Origin of the sequence: Pseudomonas sp. JR33AA (assembly GCF_021378985.1) — a bacterium.
Lineage (GTDB): Bacteria > Pseudomonadota > Gammaproteobacteria > Pseudomonadales > Pseudomonadaceae > Aquipseudomonas > Aquipseudomonas alloputida.
Genome location: NZ_JAJSAW010000011.1, coordinates 28329 through 49031 on the forward strand (window position 1 = coordinate 28329; position 20703 = coordinate 49031).

15 protein-coding genes are annotated in these 20703 nt (G+C 64.7%); 7 read left to right on the forward strand and 8 right to left on the reverse strand.

The window, feature by feature from the left end; translation table 11 throughout:
• Nucleotides 1-10: 10 nt before the first annotated feature.
• From LVS58_RS17810 to LVS58_RS17840, 7 genes are all read left to right on the forward strand, one after another.
• A complete protein-coding gene (locus tag LVS58_RS17810) occupies nucleotides 11-271 on the forward strand; it encodes a YeaC family protein (protein WP_003247224.1) in 261 nt (86 codons plus the stop codon).
• The gene (locus tag LVS58_RS17815) at nucleotides 268-1098 is read left to right on the forward strand and encodes a DUF2797 domain-containing protein (RefSeq protein ID WP_233692135.1); all 831 of its coding nucleotides are present in this window, start codon (nucleotides 268-270) and stop codon (nucleotides 1096-1098) included. The genes LVS58_RS17810 and LVS58_RS17815 overlap by 4 nt, the downstream gene beginning before the upstream one ends.
• Before the next feature lie 13 nt (nucleotides 1099-1111).
• Complete coding sequence (gene pepN, locus LVS58_RS17820; protein ID WP_233692136.1) at nucleotides 1112-3769, forward strand: aminopeptidase N; 2658 nt, start codon at nucleotides 1112-1114, stop codon at nucleotides 3767-3769.
• Between the two features lie 249 nt (nucleotides 3770-4018).
• Nucleotides 4019-5059, forward strand: a complete 1041-nt coding sequence (locus tag LVS58_RS17825; protein WP_233692137.1) for a WD40/YVTN/BNR-like repeat-containing protein — start codon at nucleotides 4019-4021, stop codon at nucleotides 5057-5059.
• Between the two features lie 20 nt (nucleotides 5060-5079).
• Nucleotides 5080-7455: an efflux RND transporter permease subunit gene (locus LVS58_RS17830; protein WP_233692216.1), complete on the forward strand. Its 2376-nt coding sequence runs from the start codon at nucleotides 5080-5082 to the stop codon at nucleotides 7453-7455.
• A gap of 63 nt (nucleotides 7456-7518) precedes the next feature.
• Nucleotides 7519-7809: a DUF5629 family protein gene (locus LVS58_RS17835; protein WP_233692138.1), complete on the forward strand. Its 291-nt coding sequence runs from the start codon at nucleotides 7519-7521 to the stop codon at nucleotides 7807-7809.
• Nucleotides 7775-8905 (forward strand): lactonase family protein, encoded by a 1131-nt coding sequence (locus LVS58_RS17840; protein WP_233692139.1) that lies wholly within the window; start codon nucleotides 7775-7777, stop codon nucleotides 8903-8905. The genes LVS58_RS17835 and LVS58_RS17840 overlap by 35 nt, the downstream gene beginning before the upstream one ends.
• Nucleotides 8906-9001: 96 nt before the next feature.
• Here LVS58_RS17840 and LVS58_RS17845 read toward each other — a convergent pair whose 3' ends face one another.
• From LVS58_RS17845 to LVS58_RS17880, 8 genes are all read right to left on the reverse strand, one after another.
• Nucleotides 9002-9595: a glutathione S-transferase gene (locus LVS58_RS17845; RefSeq protein ID WP_233692217.1), complete on the reverse strand. Its 594-nt coding sequence runs from the start codon at nucleotides 9593-9595 to the stop codon at nucleotides 9002-9004.
• Entirely contained in the window at nucleotides 9592-13236 is a 3645-nt protein-coding gene (locus LVS58_RS17850) for an AAA family ATPase (RefSeq protein WP_233692140.1), read from the reverse strand. Before LVS58_RS17850 ends, LVS58_RS17845 begins: the two co-directional genes overlap by 4 nt.
• Entirely contained in the window at nucleotides 13233-14471 is a 1239-nt protein-coding gene (locus tag LVS58_RS17855) for an exonuclease SbcCD subunit D C-terminal domain-containing protein (RefSeq protein WP_233692141.1), read from the reverse strand. Before LVS58_RS17855 ends, LVS58_RS17850 begins: the two co-directional genes overlap by 4 nt.
• Before the next feature lie 385 nt (nucleotides 14472-14856).
• A complete protein-coding gene (locus LVS58_RS17860; RefSeq protein WP_233692142.1) occupies nucleotides 14857-16488 on the reverse strand; it encodes a BatD family protein in 1632 nt (543 codons plus the stop codon).
• Nucleotides 16485-18200, reverse strand: coding sequence for a vWA domain-containing protein (locus tag LVS58_RS17865; RefSeq protein ID WP_233692143.1), 1716 nt, complete (start codon nucleotides 18198-18200; stop codon nucleotides 16485-16487). Before LVS58_RS17865 ends, LVS58_RS17860 begins: the two co-directional genes overlap by 4 nt.
• A complete protein-coding gene (locus LVS58_RS17870; protein ID WP_233692144.1) occupies nucleotides 18197-19273 on the reverse strand; it encodes a vWA domain-containing protein in 1077 nt (358 codons plus the stop codon). The genes LVS58_RS17865 and LVS58_RS17870 overlap by 4 nt, the downstream gene beginning before the upstream one ends.
• Nucleotides 19266-19760: a DUF4381 domain-containing protein gene (locus LVS58_RS17875; RefSeq protein WP_233692145.1), complete on the reverse strand. Its 495-nt coding sequence runs from the start codon at nucleotides 19758-19760 to the stop codon at nucleotides 19266-19268. The genes LVS58_RS17870 and LVS58_RS17875 overlap by 8 nt, the downstream gene beginning before the upstream one ends.
• Complete coding sequence (locus tag LVS58_RS17880) at nucleotides 19757-20701, reverse strand: DUF58 domain-containing protein (protein ID WP_233692146.1); 945 nt, start codon at nucleotides 20699-20701, stop codon at nucleotides 19757-19759. Before LVS58_RS17880 ends, LVS58_RS17875 begins: the two co-directional genes overlap by 4 nt.
• Between the last annotated feature and the right edge of the window lie 2 nt (nucleotides 20702-20703).

Genomic DNA, 20703 nt, shown 5'->3' on the forward strand with positions numbered 1-20703 from the left:
AGGAGACACTATGTCCACTTTCGCGCAAATGATTGAAAACATCACCCCGGAAATTTACCAGAGCCTGAAACTGGCGGTGGAAATCGGCAAATGGTCCGATGGCCGCAAGCTCACTGCCGAGCAGAAAGAACTGTCGCTGCAGGCGGTCATCGCCTGGGAGATGAAGAACCTGCCCGAAGACCAGCGCACCGGCTACATGGGCCCACAGGAATGCGCGTCGAAGTCCGCGCCCATCGCCAACATTCTGTTCAAGTCGGACTCGGTACATTGATCGAACTCGCGCGTGGCTCGTTGAGCAAGATGGCCGTCAGCCTGCAGGCGCCAGTGGTGCAGTACAGCTTCCGCCTGGATGACACGCAGGTGCCGGTCAACCCCATGATCGGCCAGCGCCTGCGCCTGGAATACCTCGGCGCCATTCATTGCAGCCATTGCGGCAAGCGCACCAAGACCAGCTTCAGCCAGGGTTACTGCTACCCGTGCATGACCAAGCTGGCCCAATGCGATGTGTGCATCATGGCCCCGGAAAAATGCCACTACGACGCCGGCACCTGCCGCGAGCCGTCGTGGGGCGAACAGTTCTGCATGACCGACCACGTCGTCTACCTGGCCAATTCGTCGGGGATCAAGGTCGGCATCACCCGTGCCACCCAGCTGCCCACCCGCTGGCTCGACCAGGGCGCCAGCCAGGCGCTGCCGATCATGCGCGTGGCCACCCGCCAGCAATCGGGCCTGGTCGAAGACGTGCTGCGCAGCCAGGTGCCGGACCGCACCAATTGGCGCGCGCTGCTCAAGGGCGATGCCGAGGTGCTCGACTTGCCGGCCATCCGTGAGCAGGTCTTCGAAGCCTGCGCCGACGGCCTGCGCGAGCTGCAGGGGCGCTTTGGCCTGCAGGCGATCCAGCCGCTGCCGGACGCCGAAGTGGTGCAGATGAACTACCCGGTCGAGGCGTACCCGAAGAAGATTGTCAGCTTCAACCTCGACAAGGACCCGGTGGCCGAGGGCACGCTGCTGGGCGTCAAGGGCCAGTACCTGATCTTCGACACCGGTGTGATCAATATTCGCAAGTACACGGCCTACCAGTTGGCCGTGCTCCAGTAAAAAGGACCTGCACATGCGTACCGAACAACCGCAAGTGATCTACCTGAAGGATTACCAGGCGCCCGAGTACCTGATCGACGAGACGCACCTGACCTTCGAGCTGTTCGAGGACCACACCCTGGTTCACGCGCAATTGGTCATGCGCCGCAACCCGGCACGAGGTGCCGGCCTGCCGCCACTGGAACTCGATGGCCAGCAGCTGGAACTGCTGCGCGCTTCGCTGGATGACCAGGAATTGCAGCCAGGCGACTACCGGCTCGACGCCGACAGCCTGACCGTTCAGCCCAAGGCCGAGCGCTTCACCCTCGACACCAGCGTGAAGATCCACCCGGAAAGCAACACCGCCCTGGAAGGCCTGTACAAGTCGGGCAAGATGTTCTGCACCCAGTGCGAGGCCGAGGGCTTCCGCAAGATCACCTACTACCTCGACCGCCCGGACGTGATGAGCACCTTCACCACCACGGTCATCGCCGAGCAACATCGCTACCCGGTCCTGCTGTCGAACGGCAACCCGATCGGCAGCGGGCCGGCCGAAGACGGCCGCCACTGGGCGACCTGGGAAGACCCGTTCATGAAACCGGCCTACCTGTTCGCCCTGGTGGCCGGTGACTTGTGGTGCGTTGAAGACAGCTTCACCCGTCAGTCCGGCCGTGAGGTAACCCTGCGTATCTACGTCGAACCCGAGAACATCGACAAGTGCGACCACGCCATGGTCAGCCTGAAAAAGTCCATGCGCTGGGACGAAGAAGTCTATGGCCGCGAGTACGACCTGGACATCTTCATGATTGTTGCGGTCAATGACTTCAACATGGGCGCCATGGAAAACAAGGGCCTGAACATCTTCAACTCCAGCTGTGTGCTGGCCCGTGCCGAAACCGCCACCGATGCTGCGCACCAGCGCGTCGAAGGGGTTGTCGCCCACGAGTACTTCCACAACTGGTCGGGCAACCGTGTCACCTGCCGTGACTGGTTCCAGCTGTCGCTGAAGGAAGGCTTCACGGTATTCCGCGATGCCGAGTTCAGTGCCGACATGAACTCGCGCACGGTCAAGCGCATCGAAGACGTCGCCTACCTGCGCACCCACCAGTTCGCCGAAGACGCCGGCCCCATGGCCCACCCGGTGCGCCCGGAGAGCTTCATCGAAATCTCCAACTTCTACACCCTGACCGTCTACGAGAAGGGCGCCGAAGTGGTGCGCATGGTCCGTACCCTGCTGGGTGCCGAAGGCTTCCGTAAAGGCAGCGACCTGTACTTTGAGCGTCATGATGGCCAGGCGGTAACCACCGACGACTTCATCAAGGCCATGGAAGACGCCAACGGCGTCGACTTTACCCAGTTCAAGCGTTGGTACAGCCAGGCTGGCACCCCACGCCTGGAGGTCAGCGAGGCGTATGACGCCGCCGCGCAGACCTACAGCCTGACATTCCGCCAGAGCTGCCCGCAGACCCCGGACAAGGCCGAAAAACTGCCGTTCGTGATCCCGGTGGAACTGGGCCTGCTGGACGCCGCCGGCAACGACCTGAGGCTGCAACTGTCCGGTGAAGCGACGGCGCTGGGCACCAGCCGCGTACTGTCGGTGACCGAGGCTGAACAAACCTTCACCTTCCAGGGCATCCAGGCCAAGCCGCTGCCGTCGCTGCTGCGTGGCTTCAGCGCCCCGGTGAAGCTGAGCTTCCCGTATGACCGCGATCAGTTGATGTTCCTGATGCAGCACGACAGCGACGGCTTCAACCGCTGGGAAGCGGGCCAGCAGTTGTCGGTGCAGGTGCTGCAGGAGCTGATCGGCCAGCATCAGCGTGGCGAAGCACTCAAGCTCGACCAGCGCCTGATTACCGCCTTGGGCACTGTGCTCGGTAACGAGTCGCTGGACCCGGCTATGGTCGCCGAGATGCTCTCGTTGCCAGGTGAAGCCTACCTGACCGAGATCAGCCAGGTGGCTGACGTCGATGCCATCCACGCTGCCCGCGAGTTCGCACGCCAGCAGATCGCCGAGCAGCTGTTCGACGCCTTGTGGGCGCGCTATCAGGCCAACCGTGAAGTGTCGCGCAGCACTGCCTATGTGGCCTCGGCAGAGCACTTTGCCCGCCGCAGCCTGCAGAACATCGCCTTGTCGTACCTGATGCTCAGCGGCAAACCGCAGGTGCTGGAGGCGACCCTGGAGCAGTTCGAGCACAGCGACAACATGACCGAGCGCCTTACCGCGCTGGCGGTACTGGTCAACTCGCCGTTCGAGGCCGAGCGCGCGAAAGTGCTGGAGGCCTTTGCCGAGCACTTCAAGGACAACCCGCTGGTCATGGACCAATGGTTCAGCGTGCAGGCGGCCAGCACGCTGCCGGGCGGGCTGGCGCGGGTCAAGGCGTTGATGCAGCACCCGGCGTTCACCCTGAAGAACCCGAACAAGGTACGCGCGTTGATCGGTGCGTTTGCCGGGCAGAACCTGGTCAACTTCCATGCTGCCGATGGCTCGGGGTATCGCTTCCTGGCGGACCTGGTGATCGAGCTGAATGCGCTGAATCCGCAGATTGCGTCGCGGCAACTGGCGCCGCTGACCCGCTGGCGCAAGTATGACGATGCGCGTCAGGCGCTGATGAGGGGTGAGCTGGAGCGGATTCTGGCTTCGGGTGAGTTGTCCAGTGATGTGTATGAGGTTGTGAGCAAGAGTTTGGCTTAAGGGCCAGGGGGCTGCTTTGCAGCCCTTCGCGGGTGAACCCGCTCCTACAGGGGGGCAGTTTGCCCGCGAAGCGCCGCCCAGCGGCGCCGGCTTTCCCCGGCCGACAACAAAACATAACACCCCGCCCGTTGTATTCCCGCAAACATCCCCGCTACGATCCCCTCAAGCTATTGCAGGCCTCTAGATCAGGCTTTTTGCAAGGCCCGCAGTGCATTGACCCACCAAAAAGAACACAACAAGGGGGCAGTCATGAGGGAACAGTTACGTACGCCAGCCAGGCGTGGTGCCTGGCCATGGGCAGCCAGCGCGATGCTGGCATTGGCATTGGGGGTGTGGGCCGACAGTGCCCAGGCCGCGGCAGCCGAGGAATACTCCACCGAATCGGCCAAGGCCAGCCAAAGCCTGTTGATCGACGCCACCCATGCCGGCAAGCGCCTGGTGGTGGTCGGTGATCGCGGCCACATTCTGTTCTCCGACGACCAAGGCAGTACCTGGACCCAGGCTCGGGTACCCACCCGGCAATTGCTCACTGCCGTGTTTTTCCTCGACGACAATCGTGGCTGGGCCGTCGGCCATGACGCGCAGGTCCTCACCAGCAGCGACGGTGGTGCCACCTGGAGCAAGCAGTTCGAAGACCTCGCCCGTGAAGCGCCCTTGCTCGATGTCACCTTCCTTGACGCCCAGCACGGCTTTGCCGTGGGGGCCTATGGTGCCTTGCTGGAAACCACCGATGGTGGGCAGCACTGGCAGAATGTGGCCGAGCGGCTGGACAACCCGGACCAGCTGCACCTGAACGGTATCGCCCAGGTGCGCGATGCCGGCCTGTTCATCGTAGGTGAGCAGGGCGGCATGTTCCGCTCCACCGACAACGGCCAGACCTGGGCCAAGGTCCAGGGCCCCTACGAGGGCTCGTTGTTCGGCGTGATCGGCACCGCCAGGCCGCAGACCCTGCTGGCCTACGGCCTTCGCGGCAACCTGTTCCGCTCCAGCGACTTTGGTGATAGCTGGCAGCCGATCGACCTCAAGGCCGCGCGCGGTACCCTGGAGTTCGGCCTGGCAGGCGCTACGCTTGTCGATGATGGCAGCCTGGTACTGGTCGGCAATGGTGGCAGCGTGCTGCGCAGCACGGACGATGGCCAGACCTTCAGCGTGTACAACCGTGCCGACCGCATCGCCCTGGCCGGCGTCAGTGGCCTGGCCAATGGCGGCCTGCTGCTGGTAGGGCAGGGTGGTGTGCACCTGGCCAGCGCCGAAGGGGCTGATCAGCCTGCCCGGGAGGTGCATCCATGACCAGCAGGGAGAGCATTACCATGCACCCGCATCACCAGGATAAAGCCACGCTGCTCGAACGCCTGATCTTCAACAACCGCCCTGTGGTCATCGCCCTGTGCGTGCTGGTCAGCATTTTCCTGTTCTGGCAGGCCACCCAGATTCGCCCGTCCACCAGCTTCGAAAAGATGATCCCGCTGCAGCACCCATTCATCGAGCAGATGATGGAACACCGTAACGACCTGGCCAACCTCGGCAACACCGTGCGCATCTCGGTGGAGGCGGTGAACGGTGACATCTTCGACAAGGACTACATGGAGACCCTGCGCCAGATCCATGACGAGGTGTTCTACATCCCGGGTGTCGATCGGGCCGGGTTGAAGTCACTGTGGAGCCCCAGTGTGCGTTGGAGCGAGGTCACCGAAGAGGGTTTTTCCGGTGGTGAGGTCATCCCTAACACCTACAACGGATCGCAGGACAGCCTCGATACCCTGCGCGACAACGTGCTCAAGTCAGGCCAGGTGGGGCGCCTGGTAGGCAACAACTTCAAGTCCAGCATCGTCGACGTGCCGCTGCTGGAGAGCTACCCCGACCCGCAGGACCCGGGCAAACAGGTGAAGCTGGACTACCAGCAGTTCTCTCACCTGCTGGAAGAGAAGATCCGCGACAAGTTCCAGGCGCAGAACCCCAATGTAAAAATCCACATCGTCGGCTTTGCCAAGAAGGTCGGTGACCTGATCGATGGCCTGGTGATGGTGGCGATGTTCTTCGGCGTCGCCCTGGCGATCACCTGGGTGCTGTTGTACTGGTTTACCTGGTGTATCCGCAGCACGGTCGCCGTGCTCATTACCACGCTGGTGGCGGTGGTCTGGCAGCTGGGGCTGATGCACGCGGTGGGCTTTGGCCTGGACCCGTACTCGATGCTGGTGCCGTTCCTGATCTTCGCCATCGGCATCTCGCACGGGGTGCAGAAGATCAACGGCATCGCCCTGCAGTCGAGTGACGCCGACAACGCCCTTACCGCTGCCCGGCGCACATTCCGTCAGTTGTTCCTGCCGGGAATGATCGCCATCCTGGCCGACGCGGTGGGCTTCATTACCCTGCTGATCATCGACATCGGTGTGATTCGCGAACTGGCCATTGGTGCTTCCATCGGCGTGGCAGTGATCGTGTTCACCAACCTGATCCTGTTGCCGGTGGCCATCTCCTACGTTGGCATCAGCAAGAAGGCCATCGAGCGCAGCAAGAAAGACGCGACCCGCGAGCACCCGTTCTGGCGCCTGTTGTCGAACTTCGCCAGTGCCAAGGTGGCGCCGGTGTCGGTGGTGCTGGCGCTGCTCGCCTTCGCCGGTGGCCTGTGGTACAGCCAGAACCTGAAGATTGGCGACCTCGACCAGGGCGCACCGGAGCTGCGCCCCGACTCGCGCTACAACCAGGACAACAACTTCATCATCAGCAACTACTCGACCAGTTCCGATGTGCTGGTGATCATGGTCAAGACGCCGTCGGAGAAGTGCTCGGTCCACTCGACCCTGGCGCCGATCGACGAGCTGATGTGGACCATGGAAAACACCCCCGGCGTGCAGTCGGCGATTTCCCTGGTGACCGTTTCCAAACAGGTGATCAAGGGCATGAACGAGGGCAGCCTGAAATGGGAAACCCTGTCGCGTAACCCGGACATCCTCAACAACTCCATCGCCCGGGCTGACGGCCTTTACAACGGCGACTGCTCGTTGGCACCGGTGCTGGTGTTCCTCAATGACCACAAGGCTGAAACACTGGAGCGCGTCACCGCCGTGGCCAAGGCGTTTGCTGACAGCCACAACAAGGAAGGCCTGCAGTTCCTGCTGGCGGCGGGCAACGCCGGGATCGAGGCTGCGACCAACGAAGTGATCAAGTCGGCCGAGCTGACCATCCTGATCCTGGTGTACATCTGCGTGGCCGTGATGTGCCTGATCACCTTCCGCTCGTTCGCCGCCACGCTGTGCATCGTGCTGCCCCTGGTGCTGACCTCGGTACTGGGCAACGCGCTGATGGCCTACATGGGTATCGGGGTGAAAGTGGCGACCTTGCCGGTGGTGGCGTTGGGGGTGGGCATTGGCGTGGACTATGGCATCTATATCTACAGCCGCCTGGAAAGCTTCCTGCGTGCCGGTTTGCCGTTGCAGGAGGCGTATTACCAGACCCTGCGCTCGACCGGCAAGGCGGTGCTGTTCACCGGGTTGTGCCTGGCCATTGGCGTATGCACCTGGATTTTCTCGGCGATCAAGTTCCAGGCGGACATGGGCCTGATGCTGACCTTCATGCTGCTTTGGAACATGTTCGGTGCGCTGTGGCTGCTACCGGCATTGGCGCGGTTCCTGATCAAGCCTGAGAAGATGGTGGGCAAGGAGGGTGGGTCGATCTTTGCCCATTGATTGAAGGGGGCCGCATTGCGGCCCCAAGGTTATAATGCCGATTCATTCCAGATTGGTACCCCTATGTCCCCCCTCGCTACCGCCCTGCAGTCCTGCGATATGCTGCTGATCGACGGCCTGCACGCCTTCGACTTCACCGCCAATGAAGCCGGCCTCACTGTCGAATGCATGGACGGCCGCCAATTGCGCCGCTGGTCATTCACCCCTGAGCAAATCGCTGCCGCCATCGCCACCGGAGACGAATGGCAACTCGCCGATGCCAACGGCGAGCATCGACTAGTCTGTATGAGTGCCTTTCGCGCCCCGGATGATGACCAAGATGAACCGGACCTGGACGAACCTGCTGGCCGCTAGCCTGATGAGCCTGACTCTCCACGCCCACGCCTCGACGTTGCTGGTGGGCAGCTACACCGATGGCGCCAGCCACGGTATCTACCGCTACCAGTTCGACGACAAGGCTGGCCGCATCGACCCCACACCGCAACAAGTGGTCAAGAGCGTCAACCCTTCCTGGCTTGTGCTGTCGGCCGACCAGCGCCAGCTGTTCGTGGTCAATGAAACCCCGGGTGGGCATGCCAGCAGTTTCAGCGTCAGCACCAAGGGCGAGATCAAGCCGCTCAACCAGGTGGCCACCCAAGGTGACGAACCGACTCACGCCAGCCTCAGTCGTGACCAGCGTTATCTGTTCGTGGCCAACTACGCGGTCAAACCCGACCCCGGGGGCAGCCTGGTGGTAATCCCGGTGGCCAGGGACGGCAAGCTCAAGGCCGTGGTGCAACAGGCCCGGCACAAGGCAAGTGGCGTCAACCCCGAGCGCCAGGCCGGTGCCCATGTGCACGCACTGGTGCTGTCGCCCGATGGCCAGCATGTCTATGCCTGCGACCTGGGTGCGGACAAGGTATTCATCTACCGCTACGACGGCGCCAGTGTGGACAAACCGTTGAGCCCGGCAATCCCGGCTTCGGTGGCCTTGCCGCCAGGCAGTGGGCCCCGTCACCTGCTGTTCGACGCCAAGGGCCAGCATGCCTACCTGACGCTTGAAATGAGTGCCGAGGTGGTGATGTTCGATGTCGAGGACGCTGCTTTGCTTGAGCGCCAACGCCTGCCGCTGACCGAGCAACAGGATCCTGCAGCCAAGGCGGCAGGAGGCTTGCACCTGTCGGCGGACGGCCGTTTCCTGTACGTGAGCAACCGTGGCACGGCGAATGAAATCCTGGTGTTTGCTGTTGGCAAGAATGACGGCCAGTTGACGTTCGTGCAGCGCCGCTCCGTGGAAGGCGACCACCCCCGCGAGTTTGCCATGGACCCTAGCGGCAATTTCCTGCTGGTGGCCAACCAGAAGAGCAACCAGATCGTGGTCATGCGCCGTGATCTCTTGACTGGCAAGTTGGGGGAGACCGTGCAGACCTTGGCGCAGGACGCGCCTTCGGACCTGAAATTCATCGATTAAGGGCTTGGAAGCGTTCGCCCAGAGGTGGTGGACACACATCGGTGGTTGTACACAGGCCGTCGCCAACGGGAACCCCATTTGCAGCCAACCGTTTGTTCAGCGAGCCATGATCGCTTTGAACAGCTCCGACGCCAGCCACCCCTCCAGCCAGCTCCGTACACGCGGATAAGCCGCCTCGGCAAACCACTGCGGTTCCACCCCGGCAAACTGGCGCATCAGTGGCAGCAACGCGGCATCGGCGATGCTCGGGTGGTCGGCCAGCAGGTAGGCCCGGCCCGCCAGCAGGCCTTCGAGCTCCGTCAGCCAGGTTTCGGCCTGCTGGCGGTAATGTTCGCGGGAATGCTCAGGGTAACGTTCGGCATACTTGTACAGGTTCACGTGCGCCTTGAACGTGGTGTCATTGCGCGCAATCAGCGTTTCAGCCTGCTGCGCAGCCGCAGGGTTGGCCTGTAGCCGCCAGTCCTGCGGGTCGTTTTGCGTCAGCGCCCAGCGCATGATGTCCAGGCTCTCTTCCAGTACCTCGGCACCGGTGTCCAGCACCGGTACCGTGCCCTTGGGCGACAAGGCCAGCAGTTCTGCCGGCTTGTTCTTCATCGCCACCTCGCGGATCACCACCTCGCAGCCGGCATAGCGCAGGGCCAGGCGCGCACGCATGGCCCACGGGCAGCGGCGGAACGAGTAGAGGATCAACTGCACACCTCCACGTCACTGAGGCCATTACCCTGGCGCCGCACCTGGATCTGGACCGGGATGCGCTCGTGCATTTCCTGTACGTGGGAAATCACCGCCACTTTGCGGCCCTGGGCTTGCAAGCCATCGAGGGCGTCCATTGCCAGCTGCAGCGACTCGGGGTCGAGGCTGCCGAAGCCTTCGTCGATGAACAGCGACTCGATACGCAAGGTGCTGGACGCCATCGACGCCAGGCCCAGGGCCAGGGCCAGCGACACCAGGAAGGTTTCCCCGCCCGACAACGAGTGCACCGAACGCAGTTCGTCGCCCATCTCGGTGTCCAGCACCAGCAGGCCAAGGGCGCTGCCGCCGCGCTTCAGGCGGTAGCGACGGGCCAGCTGACGGAGTTGGGCGTTGGCGTGGTGCAGGAGTAGGTCAAGGTTGTAGCCCTGGGCGATCTTGCGGAACACATCACCGGAGGCCGAACCGATCAGGGCATTGAGACGGGCCCAGCGTTGCCACTGCTGGTAGGCCTGTTCGATTTCTGCTGCCAGCGCCTGGTGGGCCTGCTGCCGGCGCTGGTCGTCGGCCTGCTGTGCGCGTAGTTCGGCGCACTGCTGCTCGTGGTTGACCAGCCGTGCGCGCAGCTCGGTCAGGGCGTGTTCCAGGGCTTCGGCCGAGGTGTCCACAGTCATTTGTGCGGCGTGTTGTTGCAGGCGCTGCTCACGTTCCTGCAGCAGCACGCGGCCTTGTTCGATGGCCTTCTCGGCGCCTTGGACGCGTTGACGCAGTTCATTCACCTGGGCGTCATCCATGGCCAGCAGGCGCTCCAGCCCGGCGTCGTCCAGTTCCGGATGCTGGCTGCGCCATTGTGCGATCTGGCCTTGCAGTTGCTGACACTCGCTGTCCAGCGCCTGTTGCTGCTGAGCATTGGCCTTGAGTTCGCTGGCCAGTTGTATGCCCTGGGTGAGCAGCGCCTGCAGGCGCTGGGCGGTGTCGGCGTCAAGGGCGCGGGCGTGTTCCAACGCGGTGTCCATGTGCTGTTGCCAGGCTTCGGCACTGGCATGTTCGCCGAGCAGTTCGCCAAGTGAGGCCTGGGCCTGCTGGCGTTGCTCGTCGAGGGCGGCCAGTTTCTGTTGCAACTGTTGCTGGCCTTGCACGCGCGCCTGCTGTTGGTCGCGCAGCTTGTCCAGCTGGGTTTGGCGGGCTTGCTGTTCTTCCAGTTCGTCCTTGCGCTGTTCCAGTTGCTGCAGGCGCTGGGCAATCTGCTGGTCGAGGGCGAGGAAGGCATTGGCCGGGTCTTCGTTCAGGGCCTTGAGGGCTTCCTTGGGCAAGACGCCGGCCAGGTCGTCAAGGCTTTGCTGCAACTGCTGCTCATCGTTGGCCAATGCCTGGTGCTGTTGCTCCAGATGGCGCTGGGCCTGTTGCTGGGCGTCGTGCGCCGCCTGCAATTGCTGGTTCAGGCGGGCGGCGTCTTTTTGCAGGGCCAGCAGGGCGCTCTGGCGCTTCTCATCCTGGCTGATCTCTTCATCCAGGCGACGCAGCTGGCCGGCGAGCCAGGTGCTACGGGCCTTGTCGTCCTGCGGGGCGAGGGCGGGCCATAGGCTGTGTGCCTGTACCTGAGCCACCATCGGTTGCAACTGTTCGCTCAGTTGTTGCTGTTGCTGCTGGAAGTCCTTGAGCTGGGCATTGACCACACCCAGCTGGGTACGCAGTTCCACCAGCTTGCTGTTAAGCGTTTCGACCTGCTTCTGCGCGGCGTGCTCTTCGGCCTGGTCATGGCGCCCCAGGCTCTGCAGCAGCGCTTCTGGCTGATGGAAGGGGTGTTCGGCGCTGCCACAGACCGGGCAGGGTTCGCCGTCACGCAGTTGGTCACGCAGCTCTTCGACGCTGGTGTTGCGTGCCAGGCGTTGCCGTTCCAGCAGTTGACGGGTGAGGATCAACGCCTGCTCGGCGGCCTCCAGCTCGGCCTTGGCGGCGGTGCCTTCGGTAATCAGTTGCTGGCGTTGCAGCATGGCCTGCTGCTGCCGTTCGCGCAGGGCCTCCAGCTGCTGGCGCAGCTCCTGTTCACGGCCGTGCAGGCGTGACATTTCTTCGATGGCGCGCTGCTGTTTGCGGTTGTCCTGCAACATGCCGCCGAGCAGGTCGATCTGTTCGGCCAGGGCCTGGGGTTCGGCCTTGGCTTCACGGAACAACAGGTCGTAGGCGTCGCGCTCGGCCTGCAAGTGCGCATTGGCCTGGCTGGCCTGGGCCTGCAAGCCGGGCAGCTCTTCTCGGCCCTTGGCCAGTCGGCCACCGATCAGCATCACCTGCTTCAATTGCGGCAGGTAGGCGTGCCAGGCATTGGCCAGGCCCGCCAGGTGCTGGCTGTCGGCAAGCGCGGTGTCGATCTGTGCCAGTTGCTGCAGGCTGCGCTGCTGGTTGTCTTCCAGCTGCTGCAGCTGCTGCTGGCCGTCAGCGATCTGCTGTTGCGCCTGCTGGCTGATGCTGCGCTGGGTAGCCAGCTCCTGGTCAAGGCGTGCCAGACTATCCTGGGCGGCAAAGGCCTGGCGCAGGCGCGGCGCGTTCTCGCTGTGCTGGGCCTGGCGGTCGGCAAGCGCTTGGCGCGCATTGTCCAGCGCCTGTTCGAGTTCGCGGGTGCGCAGCTGCAGTTCGGTTTGCTGCTGTTGCTGTTCGGCAATTTTCGCGGCCACTGGCGCCAGCTGTGCGCTCAGTGCCTGTCGGCGGTGGAACTGGTGACGCTGTGGGGCCAGGCGCTCCAGGCGGGCCAGGTCCAGGCGCGGTTCGGCCAGCTGCTGCCAGTCCCGTTCGGCGGCCTGCAGCGCGGTGCTGGCTTCGGTGTGTTGGGCCTGTAGCTGGCGTTGCTCATTCAGCCAGTTGCGTTGCTGCTCCAGCTGGCGCTCGCCGGCCTGGTCAGCCTTGAACTGCTGCTGCGCCTGCTCCAGGCGCAGGTCCAGCTCGGTACGGGCCTCGGCCGCCATCGGCAGCAGATGGCTGGCGCGTTCTTTCAGAGCGTTGTGCGCCTCGCCGGCTTCGCGCGCCTTGCTGAAGGCACGCTGGCCCAGGCGGGTGTAGATTGCGGTGTTGGTGAGCTTTTCCAGCAACTCGCTGCGGTCTTTGTCGTCGGCCTTGAGGAACGCGCCGAATTCGCTCTGGGCCAGCATCACCGCACGGGTGAACTGTTCGAAGTTCAGGCCCAGGCGGGCTTCTACCAGTTGCTTGTATTCGTTCTTGCCACTGCCGAGCACTTGCTCGCTGTCGAGGTCGTAGAAGCTCTGGCGGCTGTGCTGCAGTTTGCCGTTGGCCTTGTCGCGGGCGCGGTTGGCTTCCCAGCGGGCGCGGTAGCGGCGGCCGTCGATGCCGACGAAATCGACCTCGGCAAAACCGCTGCCGGTGCCACGGCGAAGCAGGTTGCGCGGGTCGGAGGTGGGGATTTCGCCGTCGGCATCCGGCACCTTGGCCTCACGGCCAATGTCATTGAGGCGCGGCACGGTGCCGAACAGCGCCAGGCACAGGGCGTCCAGCAGGGTGCTCTTGCCAGCACCGGTAGGCCCGGTGATGGCGAACAGGCCAGCGCTGGCCAACGGTTCTGCGGTGAAATCGATGTCGATCGGGCCGGCCAGCGATGCCAGGTTCTTCAGGCGGATGGCGAGAATCTTCATGGCTGTTCCTCTTCCTGCTGCACGTCCTGCAACAGCAGGGCGAAGTCGGCCAGCGCCTGCTCGTCGGCGGGGTTGCCGTAGGCTTGCTCCCATGCGCGGCTGAACAGGTCTTGCGGGGTCATCTGGGCCAGTTCGACAAAGGCCAGGTCATCGTCTTCGACGCTGTTGCGGCCAGCGTATTCGGCGCTGATCCGGATCAGCCTTACGGCCTTGCCTTCAAGCGCAGTTTCGACCTGTTGGCGCAGGTCGGGTTGCGGCTCATCCAGAATCACCCGCACCTCCAGCCAGGGCTGGCGGTTGGGGTCTTCGAGCAGGTCGATCACCGGCAGGTCGGCCAGTTGCTGCAACAGCTCGCCCAGCGGTGCCGGGCCCACCCGTTGCAGGGCCACGGCGCGTGGTACGGGGCGTGGCTCTACGCTGACCAGGCCGTTGCCGTCCAACTCCACTTCCAGGACCTGGTGCGGGTAGTTGATTTCGGCGAACGACAGCGGGATTGGCGAGCCACTGTAGCGGATGCGTTCTTCGCGGTTGACCTTCTGCGGCTTGTGCAGGTGGCCGAGGGCGACGTAGCTGATAGCCTTGTCGAACAGCTTGGCCGGCAGCGCCTCGGCGTTGCCGATGATCAGGCTGCGTTCGGAGTCTTCCGACACCGCACCACCGGCCATGTGCGCGTGGCTTATGGCAATCAGCGCCTGGTCTTTCTTGCGTTTCTTCAGTGCGGCGGCGATCAGTTGCTGGTGCACCTGGGTGATGCCTTGCAGGTAATCGTCACCCAACTGCGGGCCGGTCACTTCGGCGGGCCGCAGGAAGGGCAGGGCCAGGCACCAGGCAGCGACCTTGCCCCGACCATTGGTCAAAGGGATCAGCAGGCGCTCGGCATCCAGCTGGCCCTCGTCCAGCCAGTGCACACGGCCCAGGGCATGGGTGCGCAGGCGGCGCATCAGCGCGGCGGGCAGCTCGATGCGCGAGCCCGAGTCGTGGTTGCCGGCGATCATCACGATGTCCAGCTTGGGCTGCTGCTCGTGGGCCTGGACGATGAAGTCGTAGAGGCGTTCCTGGGCTTTGACCGGCGGGTTGACCGTGTCGAAGACATCACCGGCAATCAGCAGCGCATCGGGTTGGCGCAAGCGCAGTTGGCCGAGCAACCAGTCGAGAAAGCAGGCGTGTTCGAAGTCGCGTTCCTGGCCGTGCAGGCTTTGGCCCAGGTGCCAGTCGGAGGTATGAAACAGACGCATGGGTGACCTGTTGGTGTCGAGTCGGGCAAGCGGGGAAAGGGCAGTATGGTAACCCAAGCGGGGGCCGGGGTGCAGGGCGAGGGATTGGGGGGCAGGTGTTCGTCACAAGAATTTCAGTGCCTGTGAGATCGAGCGCCGCCCGCGCGGCGCATCGCGAGCAAGCTCGCTCCTACATTTGTTTCGGGCCAATTATTCCTTGGGGCAGACGCGCACGTCCCCTTGGCGCTCACCTCGATATCGTGTGGGACAAACAAGGCGGTCGCGCGCGCAGGCACAGGCGATACTGGCCCGAAACAAACGTAGGAGCGAGCTTGCTCGCGATGCGCCGCGCGGGCGGCGCTCGATTTCACAGGCGCTGAAACCCTTATGGCGAACACCTGCTGGCCTACTTGGGATAGAGCGGCGGCAAACTGCCATTTTCACCCGCCGGCAGCAGCACCTGCTCAGCCGGCGGAATGGTGCCGATCGCCCGCCACAAATCCTCCCCCTGCCAGTACTGCCCGCTCTCGCTGTACAACGCCCCGTTCAACCCATCCAGCGCATCCGACAACGGCACGAAGCGCGCCGCCATCTCGGCCAGGGTTTCCGGTTGCTGCCGGGCCCAGGCATCCAGCGCCTGGCGCGTAGCCTGGGGGTCGTTTGCCTGGCACGCGCGCTTGAGGTCGTCCAGCAAGGTGCGTGGGCTTGGCCCGTTCTGCGCTGTGCGCAGCACCGCTGGCCGCGAACGGGCGCGCCACCACAGGGCAAAGCCCAGCACGGTAGTCAGGGCGAACACCAGGGTGGACAGCTGCCAGGGCCACAACAGGGTGCTGGCGCTGCTGTTGTCGCCCACCGGGGTGTCGGCGCTCAGTGCCGGGTTGTCCTGCACGTTCAGCATGCGCGCCGGCAGGCTGCTGTGCTCCAGGTGGTCTTCGCGGGTGTTCCACCAGGCCACTTCCAGCGCCGGCAAGGCCAGCGTGCCGCTGTGGGTCGGCACCAGGGCCTCGCGCTCTTCGCGGTTGGCGGTCATGCCCCGTTCGCTGATTTCGTTGCGCAGCAGCGGCTGGTCAGGGTAGCGGCGCAGGCCGATGATTTCGGTGGCCGGCAGCGGCGGCAGTTGGGTGCTGGACAAGCCTTCGGCACGCAAGGTGATGTTGCGCGTCAGCGAGTCGCCGATCTGTACCTGCTGGCTACCGGGGTCGGGGCTCCAGTGCTCCTCCAGGGTCAGGCTGCTGGCTGGCAACCACGGCAAGCCAGCCGGCCAGGCTGCCGGTATCGGCCGTACGGTGAGGCGCAAGGGCAGCGAGCTGACTTGCACCTGGTGGCCGGCGCGGGCCGTGCCATTGGCCTGCGCTGCTTCGTCGCTGCTGGCGGCTGCCGTGGCGGTGAACGTCAGTGGCGGGATGTCGAGGGTGCCACTTTGCTGGGCATACAGCGCATAGCGGGTTTCGATCACGCCATGACGCACGCCGTTGATTTCCTTTTCATACGTGCGCGACTCGCCCAGCGGCTCGACCTTGGTGTTCTCCAGTTGCAGGGGGCTGAGGCTGCTGTCGTCGTACAGCGCCACCGAGTGGTAGATACGCAGGGTCAGCACGGCTTGGGCCTGGACATAGACGTCATGGCTGTCGAGGGTGGCTTCGATGAATACCTGGGCGTTGTCCTGGCGGCTGGCATCGGCCTGCAGCACTTGCAGTTCGATGGCCTGACTGTGCGACTGGCCCAGTTGCAGCTCGGGGATGCGCAGGCTACCGCTGCGCCGTGGCAGCAGGGTGATGATCCAGCGGGTGCTGGCGCGGGTTTCGCCGTCCAGGGTATGCAGGCTGTTCAGCTGGCGCGTGCCGCGCACTTCGAAGTCACCTTCCAGGGCGCGCAGGTCAGGCTTGCCGAACTGGGTGACGTCCTGGCTTTCCAGGGTGAGTTCCAGGCTTTCGCCCGCTTCCAGGCGGGTGCGGTCGACGCTGGCCTGCAGCAGTGGTTCGGCCTGGGCCAGCACGGCCCACAGCAGGGTGAGGAGAAAGACGCCGAAGCGGCTCATTGTGATTTTTCCTGATGCAATTGCTGTTCATACCAGAATTTGCGTCGCAGCAGCTCTGCCGGGTTATCAGGGATTTCCCGCAGCCATTGTTCCAAGGCTTGGCGCTGTTCGCTGTCAAGGCTGGTCGACACCGGGCGCTGTGGCGGCTGGATGACGCTGTCGTCGCCCCCGGCCTGGTTGCCGGATGCGGCCTGGCTGTTGCTGCTTTCGCCGGATTGTTCGGGGTTGGCCTGTTGGCCGTTGCCGGGTGTGCCTTGGGCCGGGCTGCTGGCCGAGCTGCTGTTGCCTTCGGTTTCGCTGCCGGGGGTGTCCTGGGCATCGCTGCCGGGCGGTTGTTCCTCGGCCTTGGCTTCACGTTGCTGCAGCATTTGTTGCACCAGTGCCTGGTTGTCCAGCGCGGCCTGCAGGTCGGGCTGGCGCTCCAGGGCTTGCTCGTAGGCATCCAGGGCGGCTTCCAGCTCGCCACTATGGGCCAGGGCGTTGCCTCGATTGTAGTGGGCTGCTGCGGTGTCGCCCTGGGAAAATGCCTCGGCGGCACCGGCATAGTCGCCGGCCTGGTACAAGGCCATACCGCGCCATTGCGGGTTCTGGAAGTGACGCGCTGCGCTGGCCGGGCGGTTTTGCTCCAGCAGCTTCTGGCCTTGCTGGTCGGGGCGCAGCCACAGGTCGTTGAACTCGAAAGCCTGGCTAGGCTGCGGCAAGGCCAGCAGCAGTGGCAGGCAGAACAGCCAGCCGCGCCGGCCGGCGCAGGCGGCCAGCAGCAACAACGGAAGCAGCAGCCAGTAACCTTGGTCGGCCCAGCTGTCCAGTTGCAGGGTCTGACCGTCATTGCGCCCGCTCCGCGGGTTGTCGAACAGGCCCAGGCCACGCAGGTCGAGGTCGTCGATGCGGGCGTGCCGGTAGCGCCCGCCCGTGCCGCTGATAAAACCCTTCAGGCTGGCGCTGTCCAGGCGAGGCAAGAGGATGCCGCCCTGGTCGTCCTTAAGGTATTCGCCATTGGCCTGGCGCACCGGGGCGCCTTCACGGCTGCCGATGCCCAGCATCAGCAGGCTTGGGCCCTGGCGGCCGAGGGCCTGGGTGATGCCCTGGCGCTCGGCGGCGCTGAGCGCCGAGCCTACCAGCAGCAGGCGGCCTTGGCCAAGGCCGCTCTGGGCCAGGAGCGCCAGGCCTTTTTGCACGGCCAGGTCGGCACGCTGGCCGGGTTTTGGCATGATCGACGGGTCGATGGCCTCGAGCAAATTGCGGGTGGTGGCCAGGTCGTCGGACAGCGGCACCAGGGTGTGCGCAGAGCCGGCATACACCACCAGCGCCGTCTGGCTGTCGCGGCGGTGTTCAAGCAGGTCGAGGATCTTGCGCCGGGCCTGTTCCAGGCGGTTGGGCGGGCTGTCCTCGGCGAGCATCTGCGGGGTCAGTTCGAGCAGGATCACCAGGGGGTCGGCCGGGCGCTGACGGCTTTCTTCCAGCCGCTGCCAGCTGGGCCCGAGCAGCGCCAGGATCACCAGTAACCAGGCAAGGCCCAGCGCCACCCACGGCAGTTTGCTGCTGCTGCCGCTGCCGCCACCCAGCAGTACACCCTGGAAGGCGGGCGGCAGAATCATCTGCCAGCGCCCGGCACGCTTGCGCCGGTGCCATAGCTTGTACAGCAGCCAGCCGAGCACGGGAACCGCCAGCAGCCAGAGCGGGCGTAGCCATTGGGGCCACAAGTCGATCATCGCCGCCTCCTTAAACGCAGGCGCTTCAAGCGCTGGCGCCATTCCGGGTGCGGCTGCAGGAAGCGTGGCTTGCGCAGCAGGCGCTGCAACAGGTTGTCGGGCCACTGCACGGCCACCACCAGCAGCACGCTGAGCAGTAGCGCCAGCGCCAGGGGCCAGGCGTAAAGGGCCTGGGCTGTGCGCGCCTGGGTCGGTTGCTGGGCCACTGGCTCCAGTTGGTCGAGGGTGTCGCCGATAGCATCCAGTTCGGCGCCGTCATGGGCGCGGAAGTAGGCGCCGTGGGTGATGTCGGCAATTTCCTTGAGCGCGGCTTCGTCCAGGTCCAGGCTCGGGTTGAGGCCGAGCAGGCCAGGGGTGCCACTGGCTTCGGGGTTGGCACCGATACCGATGGTGTAGATGCGCACGCCTTCCTGGGCGGCCAGGCGGGCGGCTGTCAGCGGGTGAATCTGCCCGCCGTTGTTGGCACCGTCCGTGATCAGCACCAGCACCCGGCTTTGTGCCGGGCGTTCGCGCAGGCGTTTGACCGCCAGGCCAATGGCGTCGCCGATGGCGGTGTTCTTGCCCGCGATGCCGATCTGCGCCTCGATGAGGAAAGTGCGCACGGTGCGCCGGTCAAAGGTGAGCGGCGCCTGAAGGTAGGCCTGGCTGCCGAACAGGATCAGGCCCACGCGGTCGCCTTCACGGTCTTGCAGGAAATCGCCCATCAGCGCCTTGACCAGGTCGAGTCGGCTGATGTCTTCGTTCTTCCACTGCATGTCGGGGAAGTCCATCGACCCGGACACGTCCACCGCCACCAGCAAGTCGCGGCCGCTGGAGGCGATTGGCACCGGTTCGCCCAGCCATTGCGGGCGAGCGGCGGCGCACAGCAGCAGCAGCCAGATGACCACGAACGGTGCCTGCTGGCGCCAGGTGGGCAGGTTGAGCCGTGCGCGGCGCCCGGCCAGGCCTTCCAGCTCGTTGAGGAAGCCCACCTTGAGCACCGGTTCACCGCTGTCGGCCGCGGGCAGCAGCAGGCGCGCCAGCCATGGCAGCGGCAACAGGGCGAAGACCCACGGCCAGGCCAGTTCAAACATGCTTGCGGACCCAGGTTTCGACGGCTTGGCTGAGCCCGGCGATGGCCTTGTCATCGAGCTTGCACTCGGGTTTATAGGCACCTTCTACCAGTACCATCCAGCGGGTCAGGCCGGCGGCCGGGCAGCGGTTGTCGAGAAAGGCCAGCCACTGACGGCCGTTGAGGGTGTGGCTGTTGGCGCCTGGGTAGTGGTTGCGGCACAGGCGTTTGAGCAGGGCGTTGATCTGTTGCAGCCAGGCGCCGGCCGGGGCACCGTCATACGGGCGTGGCAGGCGCGCCAGCTCGGCCAATGCCTCAAGGCGCACCGGGTCCAGGGGTTGTTCGGCGCGCACGATGCGGCGTTTGCCCGGGCGCCAGCGGCGCAGCCGCCACAGGCCCCAGCCCAGCAGCGGCAGGACGGCCAGCAGCAGCCACCAGCCCGGTGCGGGTGGCCACAGGCTGACCGGTGCCGGGGCGATCAGTGGGTGCAGCTGGTCGAGCGGGTTCATGACGCTCTCCGTGGCCGCTGGGCGTTCAGGTACTCGCGCAGTTGCTCGATCATTTCGCTTTGCGTGCTCAGTGGCATCAGGACCACCCTCAGCTTTTGCGCCATCAGTTCCCAACGCTCGATGCGGGCTTCGGCCTGCTGGCGGTAGGCCTGGCGCAGGTTGGCGTCGAGGGTATCGAGCTCCAGCTGGGCGCTGCGCTGGGCGAAGCGCAGCAGGCCGGCGGCGGGCAACGCGTGGTCGAGTGGGTCGGATACCGGCAGCAACAGCAGGTCGCAATGCCGTGAGAGCATGGCCAGGTGCTGTTCTACCTGGGCGCTGAGCGAGCGCTCATCGCAGATCACGATGGCCAGGCTGCCGGGGCGCAGCACTTCGCGGGCGCGGCGCAGGGCCAGGCCGAGGCTGTCAGCCCCGGGTATGGCTTCGGTGTGCAGTGACTGGTTGACCTTTGCCAAGCGGTTGAGCAGTTGCAGCAGGCTCTGTTTGCTGCGTCGGGGCTTGATTTCGTGGTGTTCATTGTCGCCGAACACCAGGCCGCCGATGCGGTCGTTGTGGCCCAGCGCTGCCCAGCCGAACAGCGCCGCAGCCTGGGCCGCCAGCACGGACTTGAACATCAGCCCTGAGCCGAAGAAAAGCCGTTGGCTTTGTTCGACGAGGATGAAGATCGGCCGCTCGCGTTCTTCGTGGAACAGCTTGGTGTGCGGCTCCTGGGTACGCGCAGTGACACGCCAGTCGATGTTGCGCACATCATCGCCGGCCTGGTAAACGCGCACCTGGTCGAAGTCCACGCCGCGCCCGCGTAGCCTGGAATGGTGCAGGCCCACCAGTGGGCTGCGCTGGCCGGGCTTGGAAAACAGCTGGATTTCGCGCACGCGGTGGCGCATGTCGATCAGCTCGGCAAGGCCAATGCGGATGCCATGTTCGGCCAGCTGCGCAGTGGGCATGG

Excerpts from the sequence above, each read along its gene's own strand:
- LVS58_RS17810 (WP_003247224.1), top strand. The coding sequence starts at position 11 with ATGTCCACTTTCGCGCAAATGATTGAAAACATCACCCCGGAAATTTAC.
- pepN (WP_233692136.1), top strand. The coding sequence starts at position 1,112 with ATGCGTACCGAACAACCGCAAGTGATCTACCTGAAGGATTACCAGGCG.
- LVS58_RS17825 (WP_233692137.1), top strand. The coding sequence starts at position 4,019 with ATGAGGGAACAGTTACGTACGCCAGCCAGGCGTGGTGCCTGGCCATGG.
- LVS58_RS17830 (WP_233692216.1), top strand. The coding sequence starts at position 5,080 with ATGCACCCGCATCACCAGGATAAAGCCACGCTGCTCGAACGCCTGATC.
- LVS58_RS17835 (WP_233692138.1), top strand. The coding sequence starts at position 7,519 with ATGTCCCCCCTCGCTACCGCCCTGCAGTCCTGCGATATGCTGCTGATC.
- LVS58_RS17840 (WP_233692139.1), top strand. The coding sequence starts at position 7,775 with ATGAACCGGACCTGGACGAACCTGCTGGCCGCTAGCCTGATGAGCCTG.
- LVS58_RS17850 (WP_233692140.1), bottom strand. The coding sequence starts at position 13,236 with ATGAAGATTCTCGCCATCCGCCTGAAGAACCTGGCATCGCTGGCCGGC.
- LVS58_RS17855 (WP_233692141.1), bottom strand. The coding sequence starts at position 14,471 with ATGCGTCTGTTTCATACCTCCGACTGGCACCTGGGCCAAAGCCTGCAC.
- LVS58_RS17860 (WP_233692142.1), bottom strand. The coding sequence starts at position 16,488 with ATGAGCCGCTTCGGCGTCTTTCTCCTCACCCTGCTGTGGGCCGTGCTG.
- LVS58_RS17865 (WP_233692143.1), bottom strand. The coding sequence starts at position 18,200 with ATGATCGACTTGTGGCCCCAATGGCTACGCCCGCTCTGGCTGCTGGCG.
- LVS58_RS17870 (WP_233692144.1), bottom strand. The coding sequence starts at position 19,273 with ATGTTTGAACTGGCCTGGCCGTGGGTCTTCGCCCTGTTGCCGCTGCCA.
- LVS58_RS17875 (WP_233692145.1), bottom strand. The coding sequence starts at position 19,760 with ATGAACCCGCTCGACCAGCTGCACCCACTGATCGCCCCGGCACCGGTC.
- LVS58_RS17880 (WP_233692146.1), bottom strand. The coding sequence starts at position 20,701 with ATGCCCACTGCGCAGCTGGCCGAACATGGCATCCGCATTGGCCTTGCC.